Source organism: Rhizobium sp. CF142 (genome assembly GCF_000281145.1).
In the GTDB taxonomy this organism is placed as follows: Bacteria; Pseudomonadota; Alphaproteobacteria; order Rhizobiales; family Rhizobiaceae; genus Rhizobium.
In genome coordinates this window covers 1-16,591 of the sequence record NZ_AJWE01000111.1, presented here as the reverse complement: position 1 = coordinate 16,591, position 16,591 = coordinate 1, and the positions used below count along the sequence as shown (strand labels likewise).

Here is a 16,591-nt window from a genome sequence, read left to right as displayed (position 1 = left end):
CGATCGGCGGCTTCACCCGCCAGCACGCGGTGGTCGGGGTTAGCGACGCCTGTATCGCGACGCATCCAAGCGACATGGCGATCGCCATGCGGGCGTTGGACGCCGTGGTGGAGACTGTGAAGGCCGACGGGACGAAGCGATCCATTCCGATGGCGGACTTCCACCGTCTTCCCGGAGAGACGCCGCATATCGAAACGACACTTGAACCCGGCGAAGTCATCACCGCGGTCGTCCTGCCGCCACCCATCGGTGGCAAGCACGTCTACAAGAAGGTGAGGGACCGTGCATCCTATGCTTTCGCGCTCGTGTCCGTCGGCGCGATCATCCAGCCGGATGGGACGGGCCGCGTTGCCGTCGGGGGCGTCGCCCATAAGCCCTGGCGCGTCGAAGAGGCCGATGCCGAGCTCAGGAAGGGCGCCAAGTCTGCCGCTGCCGTGCTGATGGCGGAGGCCCGTCCCACCGAGCAGAACCGCTTCAAGATCGACCTCGTCGAGAGAACGCTCGGCGCCGTCATGATGGAGGCTAGGGGATAATCATGCAGTTCGACAAACCAGCAACCACGAATCCAATCGACCAGCTGAAGGTGGTCGGGAAACCGATCCACCGCCTAGATGGTGAACTCAAGACCACCGGACGGGCGATGTATGCCTACGAATGGCACGACAAGGACGTGTCCTACGTCTACGGCTATCCCATCGGTGCGGCGATCGCCAAGGGCAAAGTGAAGTCGATCGACGCGAGCGCCGCCAAGAAAGCGCCAGGGGTGCTCACCGTCGTCACGACGCTCGACGTGGGCGACTTGAAGAAGGGCAAGTTCAACACGGCCAAGCTCTTCGGTGGCTCCGAGATCCAGCACTACCATCAGGCCGTCGCCGTCGTTGTCGCCAAGACCTTCGAACAGGCGCGTTCCGCAGCGGCGTTGATCAAGGTGGATTATGAGGAACAGCCGGGGATCTTCGATCTCCAGGCCGCCATGGCATCGGCAGAAAAGCCCGACGACTCCCAGGAGCCGGACACGGCAGTCGGCGATTTCGAGGCCGCCTTCGAGGCGGCCCCGGTCACGTTGAGCGAAACCTATTCGACCCCTGACCAGTCGCACTCGATGATGGAGCCGAACGCGTCCATCGCAGCATGGGACGGCGACGCGTTGACGGTTTGGACGTCTAGCCAGATGATCGACTGGTGGCGCACCGATCTCGCGACGACGCTAGGGATCGATAAGGAGAAGATCCACTTGATGTCCCCGTTTATCGGCGGCGGCTTCGGCGGCAAGCTGTTCCTCCGTTCCGACGCTGTCCTCGCCGCGTTTGCCGCCAAGGCGGTCGGGCGGCCGGTCAAGGTAGCGCTCCCACGGCCCTTCATAGCGAACAACACGACGCATCGCCCTGCCACAATCCAGCGTATTCGCATCGGAGCGGAGCGCGACGGAAAGATAACCGCGATCGCCCATGAGAGTTGGTCAGGTGACCTTCCGGGCGGCGGGCCTGAAACGGCTGTCAATCAGACACGGCTTCTCTACGCCGGGGCAAACCGGATGACGGCGATGCGCCTTGCGACGCTCGACCTTCCCGAGGGCAACGCGATGCGCGCGCCCGGCGAAGCACCGGGACTGATGGCGCTCGAAATTGCCATCGACGAGATGGCCGTGAAGGTCGGCATGGACCCTATCCAGTTCCGCATCGTCAATGACACTCAGGTCGATCCCGAAAAACCTGAACGGCCGTTCTCGCATCGTGACCTCATTGGTTGCCTCGAGCGTGGAAGCAAGGCGTTCGGCTGGGATCGACGTGGCGCGCCAGGCACCCGCCGCGAGGGACAGTGGCTGGTCGGCATGGGCGTCGGAGCTGCGCTCCGCAACAACCTCGTGATGCCGTCGGGCGCGCGGGTGAAGCTCGACAAGGAGGGCGTCGTAACCGTCGAGACCGACATGACGGACATAGGCACCGGGAGCTATACGATCATCGCCCAGACGGCGGCCGAGATGCTTGGCGTCGGCATCGACAAGGTGGCGGTCCAGCTCGGTGATTCCCGCTTTCCGGTGTCGGCCGGTTCCGGCGGCCAGTTCGGCGCGAACTCGGCGACATCCGGCGTCTACGCCGCATGCGTAAAGCTCCGCGAAGCCGTCGCCTGCAAGCTCGGCTTCGACTCGGAAGACGTCGTCTTCGAAAACGGACAGGTGAGGTCAGGCAACCGCTCGGTGCCGCTGGCGCAGGCCGCAGCCGATGAAGGACTTGTCGGCGAAGACACGATAAAATGGGGAGACCTGACAAAGACGCACCAGCAATCGACGTTCGGGGCGCATTTCGTGGAAGTCGGAGTCGACGTCTCCACGGGTGAGACGCGAATTCGACGCATGCTCGCAGTCTGCGCCGCCGGCCGCATTCTGAACCCGATCACCGCCCGCAGCCAGGTCATCGGCGCGATGACTATGGGTGCAGGTGGTGCGCTCTCTGAAGAGCTTGCAATCGACACCCGGCGCGGCTTCTTCGTCAACCATGATCTCGCCGGCTACGAGGTTCCCGTGCATGCCGACATCCCGCACCAGGAAGTGATTTTCATGGACGAGACGGATCCTATGTCGTCGCCGATGAAGGCAAAGGGGATCGGAGAGCTCGGTCTCTGCGGCGTGTCCGCGGCGATCGCCAACGCGATCTACAACGCGACGGGCATCAGGGTCCGTCACTATCCGATCACGCTCGACAAGCTGATCGGTGAGCTTCCCGACGTGGCCTGAGGCGGTGACATGGACCAGATTCTGCTCTCTCTTCCGACCCCGGTCCGGGCGATCCCGACCGACGATCCCGAAGAAATCCTGTCCTTCGCTGCGGCTGTCTTGCAGAAAGGGGGCGAAGTCGCCCTTGCGACGCTTGTCGACATCCGCGGAGGGGCGGCCCGTTCGCTCGGCTCTCAGCTTGCGGTTGCCTCGGACGGAAGGTTCTGTGGCTACGTCTCTGGCGGATGCGTCGAGGCGGCCGTCGCCTCCGAGGCTCTCGTCGCCATCGCCGAGCGACGCGATCGCATGATCCGGTATGGCGAGGGGTCGCCGTTCTTTGACATCGTACTGCCTTGCGGGGGAGGCATTACGATCGCCCTCCATGTCGTGAAGGACGGCGGGCTCATCAACGGAGTCCTTGAAGGCCTGCGACAGCGACGGAGGACGGCGCTCTGCTACCATCCTGCCTATGAGCGGCTCCGCGCGGTGGACCCACCATCGCGGTCAGGATGGAACAGTGACGAATTCATAAGCTTGTACCGACCTCGCACAAGGATCGTCATCTCCGGTCAAACGTTGGAGGCCCGAGCGGTGGCTTCAGTGGCGAACGCCTCGGGATACGACGCCGTCTGGCGAGAAGAGGCGATGAATGGCGAGGACACGATCGACGAGGCGACGGCGGCGGTGGTGCTTCACCACGATCTCGATGCTGAGGACCGGGTTCTTCGAACGGCCCTCCAGTCACCTGCTTTCTACATTGGCGCCCTTGGCAGCACGCGTACGCACAGACGTCGCGAGGAGCGTTTGCGCGCTTCGGGCTGGTCAAAAGTCGAGATCGACCGCATCAAGGCACCTATTGGATTCTTCGGTCCGACGCGGGACGCGAGTTCGCTTGCCCTGTCCGTACTTGCCGACGTCGCGGCAGCCCGCCTTGCGGTACACGGATGAATGCGGAACGAGGTGCGTCGGTCGCCATCGTCGTCCTGGCGGCAGGCCGGTCGAGCCGAATGGGGGAAGGCGGCCCCCACAAGCTGCTGGCCACCTTCGACGGTATTCCGCTCGTTCGGCGATCCGTCACCAACGCATTGGGCTGCGATTGCACGGGCGTCTTCGTCGTCGCGGGTCACCGACACGAAGAGGTTACCGCGCCGATCCACGACCTGCCGTGCCGCATCATCCGCAACGAGGGCTATGAAAGCGGCATGGCCGGTTCGCTGCGACTGGGCGTAGCCGCGGCTGCGCGAACAGCTCCAGACGGCATCATGATCACGCTGGCCGACATGCCCGATCTTTTGACCGAGCATCTCGACGTTCTTGTCGCCGCCTTCCGCGGTTCCGGCGCAAATTCCATCGTGCGCGCCGTCGGCCATGGGACGCAAGGCAATCCAGTTATCTTCCCACGAATCCTGCACGGCGACCTTCAGGAGCTTAAAGGGGACATCGGCGCACGCTCGCTCGTGAAGAGCAGTGGAATTCAGGTTGTCGACGTTGAAATCGGGGCGACGGCGCTGCTCGACGTCGACACGGTGGAACAGGTGCTGGCCGCGGGCGGGACACTCCCAGGCTCGGGGAAGAAAGAGACCAAGTAATACCCGACATCGCACCCCGCTATTCATGAATACTGTTCATGGCGACATGCTGATCTCGCGGGCTAATCGCGCGAAGACAGCTTTGCTACCATCTGGCTCTGTTTCAATCTGCCTGACCGTCTCGAAAAATGGGAGGTTCGCTACGCGCGGGCGCAGCTCGGAAGGATTCGCTTGTGAGAGAGAAACTGGTGCAGATAGCGATCGCAATCGCCGGCGCCGCGCTGGTCGTCCTGCTGGCGTCGGTGATGCTTCTGATGGACGGCGAGTTTCCAGGCGCTCGAGCGGAGGCGAATGCCGTCACCTTCCCGCCGATCGAGGAGCTTGAGCATTACACGACCGTGGAACGCGGGGTGTCCGCCGAACACATGATGACCAGTCCCGAGGCACTGGCCGCGCTGAAGGCAGGGTCGCCTGTGCCGGTCGGAACGCATATGGTCCTGGTGGACTACCGCAACGGCAAGGTGTTCCGCTACTTCGTCTCGCAGAAAGTGGGCGAGGGCGCCGACGAGTGGGCCTTCCAGTGGTTTCATCCCGATCGTTCGATCAAGGCGGACGAAAACACTGCCCGCTGCTATTCCTGCCACAGGTCGCGGCAGGACAGCCAGTTCATGTTCACGCTGCCTGAAGCGCAGGCGTTCGGATCGTGAGCGCTCCCGTCATCGCACAGGCACGGCGATCGCTCAAAATGCGAGTGGCGGTCGCCGGCGCGATGGCACTGTTGCTGCTTCTCGCGCTGGGCTACTGGTGGCTCGACAACATTCCGCACGAGCTGTTCGGAACCGTGATGTTCGTGCTGCTCGCCTGGCATATCTACACCAACCGCACGTGGTTCAAGAACCTCGTGAAAGGCCGCTACGGTCTCCGCCGGGTGTTGGTGGTCGGCTTCCATCTCGCCCTGATCCTCAACATGCTGATCCTGATGGTATCGAGCCTTTCCATCTCCAGGGCCCTGTTCCGCTTCCTTCCGCTGCCGGACGGTCCCGTCGTGAGCGAAATCCACTGGTTCTCGGCCTACTGGGTCATCGTTGCCGTCGGCGTCCATCTTGGTCTGCACTGGTCGCGTCTCGTCGCCATTGCCCAATCTGCTTTCGAACTGCCGTATGCCGGACCGACGACGGTGTGGGTTTCAAGAGGGTTGGCGGTCGTGGCGGCCGGGTTCGGGCTCATGAGCTTCTCCGTGCTTGACGTCGGGACCAAGCTGTCATTCGGCTACAGCGTAGATTTCTGGGATTTCGAAGTGAGCGTGCTGCCGTTTTTCGTGCGCTGGGCGGCCGTGCTGCTGCTCGTCTCGGTCGCAACCTATTATGGCGACGCCGTTCTAGCTGGATGGTCGCGACGTCGGAAGCGCGCGCAGGCCTAGGTTTCGCGATATCTCAGCGCCTCCACAAGAAGACCGAGCGCAGGAGACATCTGGCGACGGCTCGGATAGTAAAGGTAATAGCCGGAAAACGGCGGACTCCAGTCGTCGAGAACCGTCACGAGGCGTCCCTGCCGAATATCGTCCATCGCAAAGTCTTCCAGCAGGTAGCCGAGGCCCGCTCCTGCGAGTGCCGCAGTGCGTGCCATGCCCGCGTTGTTGAAGGTCAGGGCTCCGTCCAGTCGGATCTTGTATTCCTTGCCGCCGCGCTCGAACTCCCAGACCAGATAGCCTCCATGCGTTGGGAGCCGGATGTTGATGCAGGAGTGCGATGACAGCTCCTGAGGGGCTTTCGGAGAGCCGTGCTTGCTGAAATAGTCCGGCGAGCCGACGACCACCATTCGCATGTCCGGCGATATTCGGATGGCGACCATGTCGTTGTCCAGTCGTTCTCCAAGACGGATTCCCGCATCGAACCTTTCGGCGACGATGTCGGCGATCGCGTTGTCGACGCTGACCTCGAACGTGACGTCCGGATAGCCGGGCAGGAGGCGTTCGATCGCGGGCCACAGGAAGGACGTCGCCGCGTGATCGCTGCTGTTTATACGTACGGTGCCTGCAGGCTTGTCCCGCAGTTCGGTGAGTGCCGAGAGGGCGGCGTCGATCCCGTCGAAATGCGGTTCGACCGAATTCAACAGCCTCTCTCCGGCCTCTGTCAACGACACGTTCCGCGTCGTTCTGGCGACCAGCCGGACTCCGAGGCGTTCCTCAAGAAGCCGGACGGCATGGCTGACGGCGGACGGCGAGACGCCGAGCTTGGCCGCAGCCTTGGTGAAGCTCTGTTCGCGCGCCACCGCCAGAAAGACCTGAATGTCGTTGATATTCCCCTTGGGCATTTATGAATCTTTCTCAAAACCGAATGCCGATTATACCGTCTAATGAAATGTGAGCAACGAGGCTATTGTCCAACGATCAATTTGGGCGGCAAGGCCGCGGTTCTAGGAGTTCATCATGAAGACACGCACACTCGGAGACGGTCTCGAAGTTTCGAGCATCGGCCTCGGATGCATGGGGCTTAGTTTTGGCCTCGGACCGGCAACCGATCGGAACGAGGCGATCAGGGTCATCAGAACCGCGGCCGAACGCGGCGTTACGCTGTTCGATACGGCCGAAGGCTATGGACCCTATGTCAACGAGGAGCTGGTTGGCGAAGCCCTCGAACCGGTCCGGGATCAGGTCCTGATCGGCACCAAGTTCGGCTTCAAGATCGACGGCAACCATCAGATTGTTGGACTGGACAGCCGCCCTCAACATGTCCGCGACGTCGTGGAAGCTTCGCTGAAGCGGTTGCGGACCGATCGCATTGATCTTCTCTACCAGCACCGCGTTGATCCCACCGTGCCGATGGAAGACGTCGCGGGGGCGGTGAGAGACCTGATCGCCGAAGGCAAGGTCAAGCACTTCGGCCTCTCCGAGGCCGGCGCGGCCAACATCCGGAAGGCGCATGCAATCCAGCCGGTCGCCGCCATCCAGGATCACTATTCGCTCTGGATGCGCGAGCCGGAGGTTGCGAAGTTCGCACTCTGCCAAGAGCTGGGCATCGGGCTTGTCGCGTGGGGACCGCTCGGACAGGGATTTCTGACAGGCAAGATCACCAAGGACATGACGTTCGACGACCCGAACGACCTTCGCAAAGACTTCCCGCGTTTTACGCCGGAGGCATTGGAGGCGAACTTCAAGGTCGTCGATTTCCTCAAGAGCCTGGGTGCGGAGAAAGGCATCTCGCCCGCTCAGATCGCACTCTCGTGGCTCCTCTCCCGCAAGCCATGGGTCGTTCCGATCCCAGGTGGCACGGCAGTCACGCATCTTAACGACAACCTTCACGCGGCAGAAGTCGAGCTCACCACTGACGACCTAGAGAAGATTGACGTCGCCTTCACCACCCTCGACATCAAGGGCGCGCCTTTGTCCGAAGGGCTCGACGCCGCGATCGACCGATAGCGCCACCGTTCGTTTTCCAACCTCAGGAAAGGATCCAGTCATGAAAACCCGTCTACTTGGCAGCCTCGAAGTTTCCGAGATGGGCTTCGGCACGATGAGCTTTGCGTCCACCTACGGGGCCTCCCCGGATGAAGGTGAAGCGATCCGCGTGATCCGCGGCGCTTTCGACATCGGGGTCACCTTCTTCGACACAGCCGAAGCCTATGGCCCGTTTACGAACGAGGTTCTTGTCGGCAAGGCGCTCGGTCCCGTCCGCGACAAGGTCGTCATCGCGACCAAGTTCGGCTGGAACATCGACCTTGAGACCGGCGAGCGCCGACCCGGTCTGAACAGTCGCCCGGATCACGTCAAGCGCGCGACCGAAGGCATGCTCAAGCGCCTTGGCGTCGAGACGATCGATCTGCTCTACCAGCACCGCGTCGATCCGGACGTTCCGATCGAAGACGTCGCAGGCGCCGTCAAAGACATGATCGCCGATGGCAAGGTGAAGCACTTCGGTCTTTCTGAGGCCGCTGCATCGACGATCACGCGGGCACATCTGGTGCAGCCGGTGACGGCGATCCAGAGCGAGTATTCTCTGTGGACCCGCGAGCCGGAGCCGGAAATCCTCCCGCTGTGCGAAGAACTTGGCATAGGCTTCGTGCCGTGGAGTCCTCTTGGCGCCGGCTTCCTGACAGGCAAGGTCGACGCCAGCACCGAGTTCGAGTCCTCCGACTTCCGCCAGAATTCCCCGAGGTTCGCGAAGGATGCAATATCGGCGAACCAGCAGCTCGTGGACCTGATCAAGGAATTCGCGAAGGACAAGGACGCCACGCCAGCCCAGATCGCTCTGGCATGGCTGCTTGGCCGGACGCCGTGGATCGTGCCCATCCCAGGAACCCGCAGACTGGAGCGGGTCGTTGAAAACATCGGCGCTGCCGCGATCTCGCTCACGCCCGCGGAGGCGACCGAACTCGATCAGCGGTCGGCCGAGATCGAGGTGCGCGGGGCACGTCTTCCCGAAGCCGTTCTCCAGTATTCGTACCGATGACGCTACCTAACTGGCCGACGTCCGCTCCGGAGGACGAGATACTCGCACTCTCCCTGGCGAAGTTCGGGTGGAAGACGTCCGGCGACATCGACTGCGTGGAGGAGTTGTTCGACGACGAGCTGCACTTCGTCCACATCACCGGCCATGTCTCCTCGAAGAGGGAATGGATCGACGAACTGCGCTCCGGCCGGTTCGTCTATGAGACGATCGAACCCAAGGGTGCGTCCGTCGCGATGAAAGACGGCGAGGCGGTGCTGACCGGCAGGGCGGTCTTCACGGTCAGGATGGGCGAGCACCGCGGCGTCTACCGGCTCCAGTTCACCGAAACCTACGTCTGGAAGGGCGGAGCATGGAAGCTCCGCGAGCTTCTGACTTCGACCTATTGAAGCAAGGATGACCAATTCAGCGGGCCACCCATGAATTCGGCTCATAACCGCATGCCAATCTAACGGGCTAATCGCAAGGAGGCCATCGGCATATGGTCGCCCCATCGAAATGAAAGAGGTGTCGATCATGAAGAAGAGAATTCTTGGACAAGGACTGGAAGTCACCGCGCTGGGCTTCGGCTGCATGGGCCTGAATTTCTCGTACGGGTACGCGCTCGCCAACGAAGAGAGCATCAAGCTCGTGCGCGACGCCGTCGACCTCGGCGTTACCTTCTTCGACACCGCCGAAGTCTATGGCCCCTACACCAACGAGGAGATCGTCGGCGAGGCCCTGCGCCCTGTTCGCGATCAGGTCGTCATCGCGACGAAGTTCGGCTTCAACATCCAGGATGGCAAGATGGCTGGCACCAACAGCCGACCGGAGCAGATCAAAAAGGTCGCCGACGCATCGTTGAAGCGGCTCGGCATCGACGTCATCGATCTGTTCTACCAGCACCGCGTCGATCCCAACGTTCCGATCGAGGACGTGGCCGGAGCCGTGAAGGACCTGATCGCCGAAGGCAAGGTGAAGCATTTCGGCCTGTCCGAACCCGGCGCGCAGACCGTCCGGAAAGCGCATGCCGTCCAGCCGGTCACGGCGCTTCAGAACGAATACTCGCTGTGGACGCGCGGGCCGGAGACGAACGGCATTCTGGAGGCCTGTGAAGAGCTAGGCATCGGCCTCGTCGCCTACAGCCCGCTTGGCAAGGGGTTCCTGACCGGTGCGATGGGCAAGGACAGCAAGATTGCCGAGAACGACTTCCGCAAGCTGCTGCCCCGCTTCACTCCGGAAGCCATGGAGAAGAACCAGGCGCTCGTCGACCTGATCCGTCGCGTCGGCGACGAGAAGAAGGCGACGCCCGCCCAGATCGCTCTCGCCTGGCTGCTGGCGCAGAAGCCGTGGATCGTGCCCATTCCCGGAACGACGAAACTGCATCGTCTCGAGGAGAACCTCGCCGCCGCCGAGGTCGAACTGACGTCGACCGAAATCGCCGAGCTCGACGAGGCCGCCGCCAAGATCCAGGTCGAAGGCGAGCGCTATCCCGAACAGCTCATGAAGACCACCGGTCTTTGATCTCCCTGGAGGCGCCGAGAGGCGCCTTCCTCCTTTGAAAGCTTATCCATTGTCACAAGATCTTGCCCAAGCTGCTCCTGCCTTCGCGGTGGATGTCGCTGTTGAGAAGATACCGCCTAGGCTCAGGGTGCTGGCTGTCCTAAGCGCCTTGATGGGGTTCGCGTCGATCTCGACCGACCTCTATCTTCCTGCCATGCCGACCATGGCGGGCGACCTGCACGCCGATGCCGGATCGATGGAACTTACCGTTTCGGGCTTCCTGGTCGGCTTCAGTCTTGGGCAGCTTGTGTGGGGGCCGCTAGGGGACAGGCACGGACGGCGTCTGCCAGTCGCGGCGGGACTACTTCTGTTCATTCTGGGATCCGCCGGCTGTGCCATGTCCGGCACGTCGACCGAGATGATGTGCTGGCGTATCGTCCAAGCGGTCGGCGCGTGCTCTGGCGTCGTCCTGTCGCGGGCGATGGTGCGGGACCTCTACGAGGGAAGCCGAGCGGCACAGATGCTGTCGGCCCTCATCACCGTCATGGCAGTGGCGCCTCTTCTGGGGCCAATCGTCGGCGGGCAGATCCTCGTGTTCGCCGGTTGGCGCGCAATCTTCTGGCTGCTGATGGTCGTCGGCGTCGCGACGCTTGCAGCGCTGTTTACGATCCCCGAGACTCTTCCAATCGAAAGACGCAGAAAGGATTCGATCCTGTCCGCGCTGCGGGGTTATGGAAGTCTTATTGTCGACCACCGGCTGATCGGCTTTGCCGCCGTCGGAGGCTTCTTCTACGCGGGCGTCTACGCCTATATTGCCGGAACGCCGTTCGCCTTCATCGACTATTATCATGTCGCGCCGCAGCTCTACGGCGTCCTGTTCGCGTTGGGGATCGTCGGCATCATGCTTGCCAACGTCCTCAACGCGCGGTTCGTGACCCGGTTCGGGAGCCGAGGACTGCTTCGGTTCGGCGCGGGAGGCACGGCGCTCTGCGGCGTCGTGCTCGCGGTAACTGGGTACACGGGTTGGGGCGGGCTGGCAGGACTGGCGATCCCGCTCTTCGTGTTCGTTGCCTGGTCGGGTCTCATCGTCGCCAATTCGATCGGCGGAGCGATGCAGGACTTTCCAGAACGGGCTGGTTCCGTATCCGCGCTCGTCGGCGCACTCCACTATGGCAGCGGGATCGTCGGCTCTGCGGCCGTCAGCACCTTTGCCGATGGAACATCGTTTCCCTTGGCTGCCGTGGTGGCCATAGCCGGAATCGGCAGTTTCGCAAGTCTCGCCCTGTTGCCGCGATCCAAAGGTTGACCGATCCGAATGGCTGCTTCAACTTGCGCAATCCGGAAGCGATCGATGCTAGGAGTTCATGAATGAGGCGCGAGGAACTTGTCGATCTCAATGCGTTCATGACGGTCGCCGAAGAACAGAACTTCACGCGTGCTGCCGCACGGCTTGGAACTTCGCAGTCCGCCCTCAGTCATACGATCCGCCGACTTGAGGCCCGTCTCGGCGTTCGCCTCTTGACGCGGACGACGCGCAACGTCGCTCCGACGGAGGCCGGCGAGCGCCTGCTCGCCACGCTGAGGCCTGCCTTGGACAGCATAGGCACCGAGCTGGCGTCGCTCGGCGAACTGCGCGAGCGCCCGGCGGGCAACATCCGCATCACCACGTCCGAACACGCTGCGACGACCGTGCTCTGGCCGGCACTGCGGAAGCTCTTGCCGGAGTATCGGGAGATCAACGTCGAACTCGTGATCGACTCCAGCCTGACCGACATCGTCTCCGAACGCTTCGACGCCGGGGTGCGTCTGGGCGAAGCACTGGCGAAGGACATGGTCGCGGTTCGGATCGGGCCGGAGTTGCGCATGGCGATCGTCGGTTCTCCAAAGTACTTCGCCCAGCATCCGGAACCGATCACGCCCCAGGACCTAGCTGCGCATACATGCATCAATCTTCGGATGTTGAGCGGTGGTGGCCTCTATGCCTGGGAGCTGGAGAAGGACGAACGCGAACTGCGTGTGCGCGTCGAAGGACAGCTTGCCTTCAACAACACGAATATGATCGTGCGCGCGGCCCTCGACGGATTTGGATTGGGATTTGTGATGGAAGACCATGTTGCCGACGACGTCGCTAGCGGGCAGCTCGTCCGGGTACTGGAAGACTGGTGTCCGCCGTTCGCGGGCTACCACCTCTACTATCCGAGCAGGCGGCAACCTTCGGCCGCGTTCTCGGTTCTGGTCGAAGCGCTTCGGTATCGTGGCTGACATAAGCTCCAGGCAGTGAGGGGCATGGAGATCGATTTGCAAACGAACAGCGACGTCAGAATACGGGCTGCAAGGGAGGAGGACGTCGATGTCCTTGGGAACTATGGCGCTCAGCTCATATCGATCCACCACGCGTGGGATCGGTCACGGTTCATTGCGGCAAGCTCGCGCACGCCCGCGATGTATTCGTCTTATTTAAAGAGCCAGCTTGGAAAAGCTGACGTGCTCGTTCTCGCGGCGGAGGTAGACGGTGTCGTCGCGGGCTATGTCTATGCCGGCGTCGAAGGGCCGGACTACATGGCGTTGCGTGGTCCCGCGGGCTTGATCCACGACATTTTCGTCGATCAAGCCCGGCGACGCCAAGGCGTAGGGCGGGCATTGCTCACGGCTACAGTTGAGAGCCTTCGTGCTTTAGGTGCTCAGCAGGTTGTGTTGTCGACCGCGCATCGCAACGACGCAGGTCAGCGTCTGTTCGAATCCTTGGGGTTCCTGCCGACGATGATCGAGATGACGCTTCAGTTGAACGGCGGCTAAGGCTGATCGACGAGGCAATACTTGAGGCCGAGAGCAGGTTGAAGGCAACGCGCGGCAACGACGGAAGAAAGCAGTAACGCAGCAATTGTTGAACCATACCGGCGATTTTCAAGACAACGATTACCCTTGTAGCACCGTTTCTTTAATAGAGCTTCGCCACGCATGCACGTACGTGAATTGTATTTTAGCAATGACTTAACATTTCTTGTCCATCTTTGTGATAACTTCCTTAAGTATGAGGGGGGCGACGATGGGGAAGACGACACTATTGAGCTGCTCATTGGCTTCCGCCCCTTTGCTCGAACATCCAACCGCAGTTTCATCATCGAGGTTCAGGACATGAGCGTGAACATCGAGATGGATGCAACGAACCGGCTATCGCAGCTTCCTAAGATTGAGGGCGAGCTTGCTACTGGGAGTGACGCCGGACCCGTTCGCCATGGAAGCCGTCGACGCTCATGTCCGGAGAGCTGAAATGGCGGCTTAAGGCCATCGAACCGCGATGCCGCAAGAAATAGATACACATTGTGTATGCGTTTGTGCTATGTTGGCCTTGAAGGAAAAAATGCCATGACCAGTAAAAACGCAACCGACAGCCATAAACGCCCCGTCAATTTGAAGGTTCGTGAGGACGTCCGCGTCCTGATCGACCGTGCCGCCAAGGCCCACGGGAAAACCCGCTCGGATTTCATGATCGACGCCGCGCGCCGCGCCGCCGAAGACGCGCTTCTCGAGCAGACATTGGTGCAGGTCGATCCCGACAGCTATAAACACTATCTGGCCGTGCTCGACCAGCCGCCGGGCGGCGAAGGCTTCGAACGGCTGATGAACGCTCCCAAACCCTGGCAGCCGTAATGTTGTCAGCACCGGCGCTTCTCGGCGAGGCGCACGATCTCCAGCTCTTCGATAGCGGGCACGACAGCCTCGATGAATGGCTGCGCCGCCGGGCACGGGTCAATCAGGTCAGCGGTGCCTCGCGAACCTATGTGGTGTGCGAAGGCGAGCGCGTTGTAGGTTATTATTGCCTGTCATCGGGAGCGCTCGCGGTCGCAGATGCGCCGGGAGCAATCCGGCGCAACATGCCCGATCCCGTTCCCATGGCGGTGCTTGGCCGTCTGGCCATTGACCGCAACTGGCAGGGAAAAGGTATTGGATCCGCACTGTTGCAGGACGCCGTGCTGCGCACCGGACAGGCAGCGCATATCATGGGTATTCGCGGTCTCCTCGTTCACGCAATCTCCGACGAAGCCAAGGCCTTCTATGAGCATTATGGGTTTATGGCCTCGCCGGCGAACCCCATGACCTTGGTGTTGTCGTTGAAAGCTCGATAAGGCTTCTGACGGCAATACACATTCGGATTTGTCGTGTGACCAGCAAAGGCGCGCGCATTTCCATACCCGAAGCGTATAAGGCGTCGTTCATTGACGCGCGTGGAGGACGATACACGCGCCGCTTATATCGCGGAGTTGAAGCGCCTGGTCGAAGAGGTGGCCGTCGGTCTGCCGGGGAACCATCATGCCGGCGTTTGACCGGTTTCTGGATCTCGAAGCGGCTTCGACTCCAACGTGGACGGCGGCCCATTATCGCGCCGCCAACTCCAGTCATCGATTCCAGTCACTCGTGTCTCGGAATTGAGTTGAGCACCCGCTGCACCCGCTGCATCCGGCGTCAACTGCCGCAGGATGGTGTCGTCGCTGACCGGCATGCCAAGTCGCTGCATGACTCGACAGCACGACGACCGCGGCCGGCGCTATTATCCTGCGCTATGAGCCGGTCAAGGCGTAACCCCTACCGCCTGCGGCATTGCCGCAGCCCGCCGGCTTGGATTATTCCTTCGGCGGCCCGCCCCGCCGCTCCAGCGCCGTCTTGCGGATGGTCTCCGCGATGTCAGGACTACTGCTCGACAACATCTGGAAATCCACGACGTAGAGCGACAGCAGCGATACCTCGGTTGCTGCGCTGACCGTCGCTGAGCGCGGTTCGCCGCTGATCAGCGCCATCTCGCCAAAGAAGTTTCCGGCACCGAGTTCCACTGGATGGTCGGGTGTCGCCACGGTGACCCGCCCCTCGACAATGAAGAACATCTGATCGCCAACATCGCCCTTGCGGCAGATCACGGCACCTGCGGGGACAATGCGCGGCCGCAACGCCCGAACGATCTCGATCAGTGCAGCGGAACCAAGCTTCTGGAACAGGGGTACGGCAGCGATCAATTGCCAGTTGCGAACGAAGTCTTGGCGGCGAACCTCTTCGTAGAAGCCGGTGGCGAGGATGCCGGCCCAAAGTGCAAAAATACCGATCCCGCTCATCATCACCAATCCGGCCAGAACTCGACCTGCAAGGCTCTGCGGGATCTCGTCACCGTAGCCAGTCGTCGACAGCGTCACGACCGCCCACCACATCGCCTGCGGAATGCTGCCGAACGTATCGGGCTGGACGTCTCGCTCGATGATATAACCGGCCAACGCAGCACCAAAAAGAACGATGCCGAACACCGATGTCACGCCAAGCAGATTGCGCGATTCATTCGCGACCACCTTTGCCAGCAGCCTGAAAAAGGTCGAGTCGCGCAACGGCTTGAGAAGCCAAATGGCGCAATAGAGGTTTCGATCACGGGACCCAACGAACAAGAATGCAGCAGCCGGAACCAGAACCGCGAGCAAATCGATCACGAGGGCCGGCATCCCGCCCGACAAGCGGTGTCGCCGTGAAAGCAATGTGCCGCTCAATTGGAGGACATAAGCAAGCCAAATTGCCGCGAGTAGCAGCTCAAAGACAAGCCTCTCCTGACCAGTAAGGCCCTGCGTCGTCAATCTCGGCTTCATCCGGCCGGTGGAGAATATCGGCTCCTTACGCTTCTTCTCGATTGCCCATGAGCGTTACCTGCTGGCGGTCGCCAGGGAGAGCCCGCTATCGCTGAAGAGCGAGATCGACATCGAGGATCTGCGCAGTGAGAAGATCATCTCCTTCTCCCGTCAGAACCTCTCCTACAGCGAGCGCTATTTCGCGGAAAACTTCGAGGAGCACGATCTGACCGGCAATATCGCCTATAGCTGCGACGACACCTTTTCGCTGGTGTCGCTGGTCTCAGCCGGTCCTGGCATCGGCTTCGTGCCGGAATGGACGCAGGATCTGCCCAACCGCGGCTTTGAACTGAAGAAGGTGAGGGGCGTCGATTTCAAGATCGGGCTTGGTGTGGCCTGGAACCGGGAAGATCCGACCGCCGCCCGCGACGACATCATCGATATTGCCCGATCGCTGGCGCGGCCGGGACGGTGAAGCGAACCTTATTTGAGGCGGCCGCGGGATTGGCAAATCCGCACACGTGGGAATGCGCAACGTTCCCGGACGCTTCGCTGATGTGGCGCAGGCGGGGTATGCAACTTGGAGGTAATCGCCGCAGTTTCCTAGAGTAGCTGCTTACGAGACACCGGCGCGCCTGTCACGACGAGAAGTCGCGGTAAGAAAGTTGAGTGCCAGTAAGCGGCTAAACAGGCTGGGCAGATCTTCTCTTGCGACCAGCACACAAAGCCGCGCCACAGCCACTATGGCGCTTGCTGAAACGAACACAGCCCGGGCATCACCGCCCGGGCTGGCGCTATCTTGGCTCTGATCAGAATTCCGAC

The 16,591-nt window shown here is 61.5% G+C and carries 17 protein-coding genes and 2 pseudogenes; 16 read left to right on the top strand and 3 right to left on the bottom strand.

The annotated features are described in order from the left end of the window. The 6 genes from PMI11_RS27525 to PMI11_RS27500 form a co-directional block, all read left to right on the top strand. On the top strand, positions 1-533 hold a 533-nt coding region (locus PMI11_RS27525; protein WP_037072342.1), incomplete at its 5' end, for an FAD binding domain-containing protein. Positions 534-535: 2 nt separating this feature from the next. After that, on the top strand, positions 536-2,734 hold the full coding sequence (gene paoC, locus PMI11_RS27520; protein WP_007823854.1) for an aldehyde oxidoreductase molybdenum-binding subunit PaoC: 2,199 nt from the start codon (positions 536-538) through the stop codon (positions 2,732-2,734). A 9-nt stretch (positions 2,735-2,743) separates the two neighbouring features. After that, entirely contained in the window at positions 2,744-3,661 is a 918-nt protein-coding gene (locus PMI11_RS27515) for an XdhC family protein (protein ID WP_007823852.1), read from the top strand. Next, positions 3,658-4,302 carry a nucleotidyltransferase family protein gene (locus PMI11_RS27510; protein WP_007823850.1) on the top strand — a complete coding sequence of 215 codons (645 nt, stop codon included), beginning with the start codon at positions 3,658-3,660 and terminating at the stop codon, positions 4,300-4,302. Before PMI11_RS27515 ends, PMI11_RS27510 begins: the two co-directional genes overlap by 4 nt. Positions 4,303-4,475: 173 nt before the next feature. Further along, positions 4,476-4,949: a cytochrome P460 family protein gene (locus PMI11_RS27505; RefSeq protein WP_007823840.1), complete on the top strand. Its 474-nt coding sequence runs from the start codon at positions 4,476-4,478 to the stop codon at positions 4,947-4,949. Continuing rightward, complete coding sequence (locus PMI11_RS27500) at positions 4,946-5,662, top strand: DUF4405 domain-containing protein (RefSeq protein WP_007823838.1); 717 nt, start codon at positions 4,946-4,948, stop codon at positions 5,660-5,662. Before PMI11_RS27505 ends, PMI11_RS27500 begins: the two co-directional genes overlap by 4 nt. On the opposite strand, the gene PMI11_RS27495 is transcribed toward PMI11_RS27500, so the two are convergent. Beyond that, positions 5,659-6,555 (bottom strand): LysR family transcriptional regulator, encoded by an 897-nt coding sequence (locus PMI11_RS27495; RefSeq protein ID WP_007823836.1) that lies wholly within the window; start codon positions 6,553-6,555, stop codon positions 5,659-5,661. The genes PMI11_RS27500 and PMI11_RS27495 overlap by 4 nt on opposite strands. A 115-nt stretch (positions 6,556-6,670) precedes the next feature. Between PMI11_RS27495 and PMI11_RS27490 the strand changes: the two genes are divergently transcribed. From PMI11_RS27490 to PMI11_RS27445, 9 genes are all read left to right on the top strand, one after another. Next, the gene (locus PMI11_RS27490; RefSeq protein ID WP_007823834.1) at positions 6,671-7,660 is read left to right on the top strand and encodes an aldo/keto reductase; all 990 of its coding nucleotides are present in this window, start codon (positions 6,671-6,673) and stop codon (positions 7,658-7,660) included. Between the two features lie 40 nt (positions 7,661-7,700). After that, on the top strand, positions 7,701-8,690 hold the full coding sequence (locus PMI11_RS27485; protein ID WP_007823832.1) for an aldo/keto reductase: 990 nt from the start codon (positions 7,701-7,703) through the stop codon (positions 8,688-8,690). Beyond that, entirely contained in the window at positions 8,687-9,076 is a 390-nt protein-coding gene (locus tag PMI11_RS27480; protein ID WP_007823830.1) for a nuclear transport factor 2 family protein, read from the top strand. Before PMI11_RS27485 ends, PMI11_RS27480 begins: the two co-directional genes overlap by 4 nt. Positions 9,077-9,203: 127 nt before the next feature. Next, complete coding sequence (locus PMI11_RS27475; RefSeq protein WP_007823828.1) at positions 9,204-10,190, top strand: aldo/keto reductase; 987 nt, start codon at positions 9,204-9,206, stop codon at positions 10,188-10,190. Positions 10,191-10,278: 88 nt separating this feature from the next. After that, positions 10,279-11,475: a multidrug effflux MFS transporter gene (locus tag PMI11_RS27470; protein WP_280110108.1), complete on the top strand. Its 1,197-nt coding sequence runs from the start codon at positions 10,279-10,281 to the stop codon at positions 11,473-11,475. Between the two features lie 62 nt (positions 11,476-11,537). Then, positions 11,538-12,431 (top strand): LysR family transcriptional regulator, encoded by an 894-nt coding sequence (locus PMI11_RS27465; protein WP_007823824.1) that lies wholly within the window; start codon positions 11,538-11,540, stop codon positions 12,429-12,431. Positions 12,432-12,455: 24 nt separating this feature from the next. Then, a complete protein-coding gene (locus PMI11_RS27460; RefSeq protein WP_007823822.1) occupies positions 12,456-12,965 on the top strand; it encodes a GNAT family N-acetyltransferase in 510 nt (169 codons plus the stop codon). Positions 12,966-13,535: 570 nt separating this feature from the next. Continuing rightward, entirely contained in the window at positions 13,536-13,820 is a 285-nt protein-coding gene (locus PMI11_RS27450; RefSeq protein ID WP_007823818.1) for a type II toxin-antitoxin system TacA family antitoxin, read from the top strand. Then, positions 13,820-14,296, top strand: a complete 477-nt coding sequence (locus tag PMI11_RS27445; protein ID WP_007823816.1) for a GNAT family N-acetyltransferase — start codon at positions 13,820-13,822, stop codon at positions 14,294-14,296. The genes PMI11_RS27450 and PMI11_RS27445 overlap by 1 nt, the downstream gene beginning before the upstream one ends. 495 nt (positions 14,297-14,791) lie before the next feature. On the opposite strand, the pseudogene PMI11_RS27440 reads toward PMI11_RS27445, so the two are convergent. Continuing rightward, a pseudogene (locus PMI11_RS27440) lies at positions 14,792-15,778 on the bottom strand (cyclic nucleotide-gated ion channel); the annotation flags it as partial. Here PMI11_RS27440 and PMI11_RS27435 point away from each other — a divergent pair. Further along, positions 15,774-16,244: pseudogene (locus PMI11_RS27435) on the top strand (LysR family substrate-binding domain-containing protein); the annotation flags it as partial. The pseudogenes PMI11_RS27440 and PMI11_RS27435 sit on opposite strands and share 5 nt — an antisense overlap. Before the next feature lie 141 nt (positions 16,245-16,385). On the opposite strand, the gene PMI11_RS37940 reads toward PMI11_RS27435, so the two are convergent. Further along, positions 16,386-16,591 (bottom strand): hypothetical protein (locus tag PMI11_RS37940; protein WP_210161448.1); only part of this gene is annotated, 206 nt, incomplete at its 5' end.

Bases quoted from the DNA above. Each gene is read 5' to 3' on its own strand.
- PMI11_RS27515 (WP_007823852.1), top strand. From the start codon at position 2,744: ATGGACCAGATTCTGCTCTCTCTTCCGACCCCGGTCCGGGCGATCCCG.
- PMI11_RS27510 (WP_007823850.1), top strand. From the start codon at position 3,658: ATGAATGCGGAACGAGGTGCGTCGGTCGCCATCGTCGTCCTGGCGGCA.
- PMI11_RS27460 (WP_007823822.1), top strand. From the start codon at position 12,456: ATGGAGATCGATTTGCAAACGAACAGCGACGTCAGAATACGGGCTGCA.
- PMI11_RS27450 (WP_007823818.1), top strand. From the start codon at position 13,536: ATGACCAGTAAAAACGCAACCGACAGCCATAAACGCCCCGTCAATTTG.
- paoC (WP_007823854.1), top strand. From the start codon at position 536: ATGCAGTTCGACAAACCAGCAACCACGAATCCAATCGACCAGCTGAAG.
- PMI11_RS27485 (WP_007823832.1), top strand. From the start codon at position 7,701: ATGAAAACCCGTCTACTTGGCAGCCTCGAAGTTTCCGAGATGGGCTTC.
- PMI11_RS27445 (WP_007823816.1), top strand. From the start codon at position 13,820: ATGTTGTCAGCACCGGCGCTTCTCGGCGAGGCGCACGATCTCCAGCTC.
- PMI11_RS27495 (WP_007823836.1), bottom strand. From the start codon at position 6,555: ATGCCCAAGGGGAATATCAACGACATTCAGGTCTTTCTGGCGGTGGCG.
- PMI11_RS27465 (WP_007823824.1), top strand. From the start codon at position 11,538: ATGAGGCGCGAGGAACTTGTCGATCTCAATGCGTTCATGACGGTCGCC.
- PMI11_RS27490 (WP_007823834.1), top strand. From the start codon at position 6,671: ATGAAGACACGCACACTCGGAGACGGTCTCGAAGTTTCGAGCATCGGC.
- PMI11_RS27475 (WP_007823828.1), top strand. From the start codon at position 9,204: ATGAAGAAGAGAATTCTTGGACAAGGACTGGAAGTCACCGCGCTGGGC.
- PMI11_RS27480 (WP_007823830.1), top strand. From the start codon at position 8,687: ATGACGCTACCTAACTGGCCGACGTCCGCTCCGGAGGACGAGATACTC.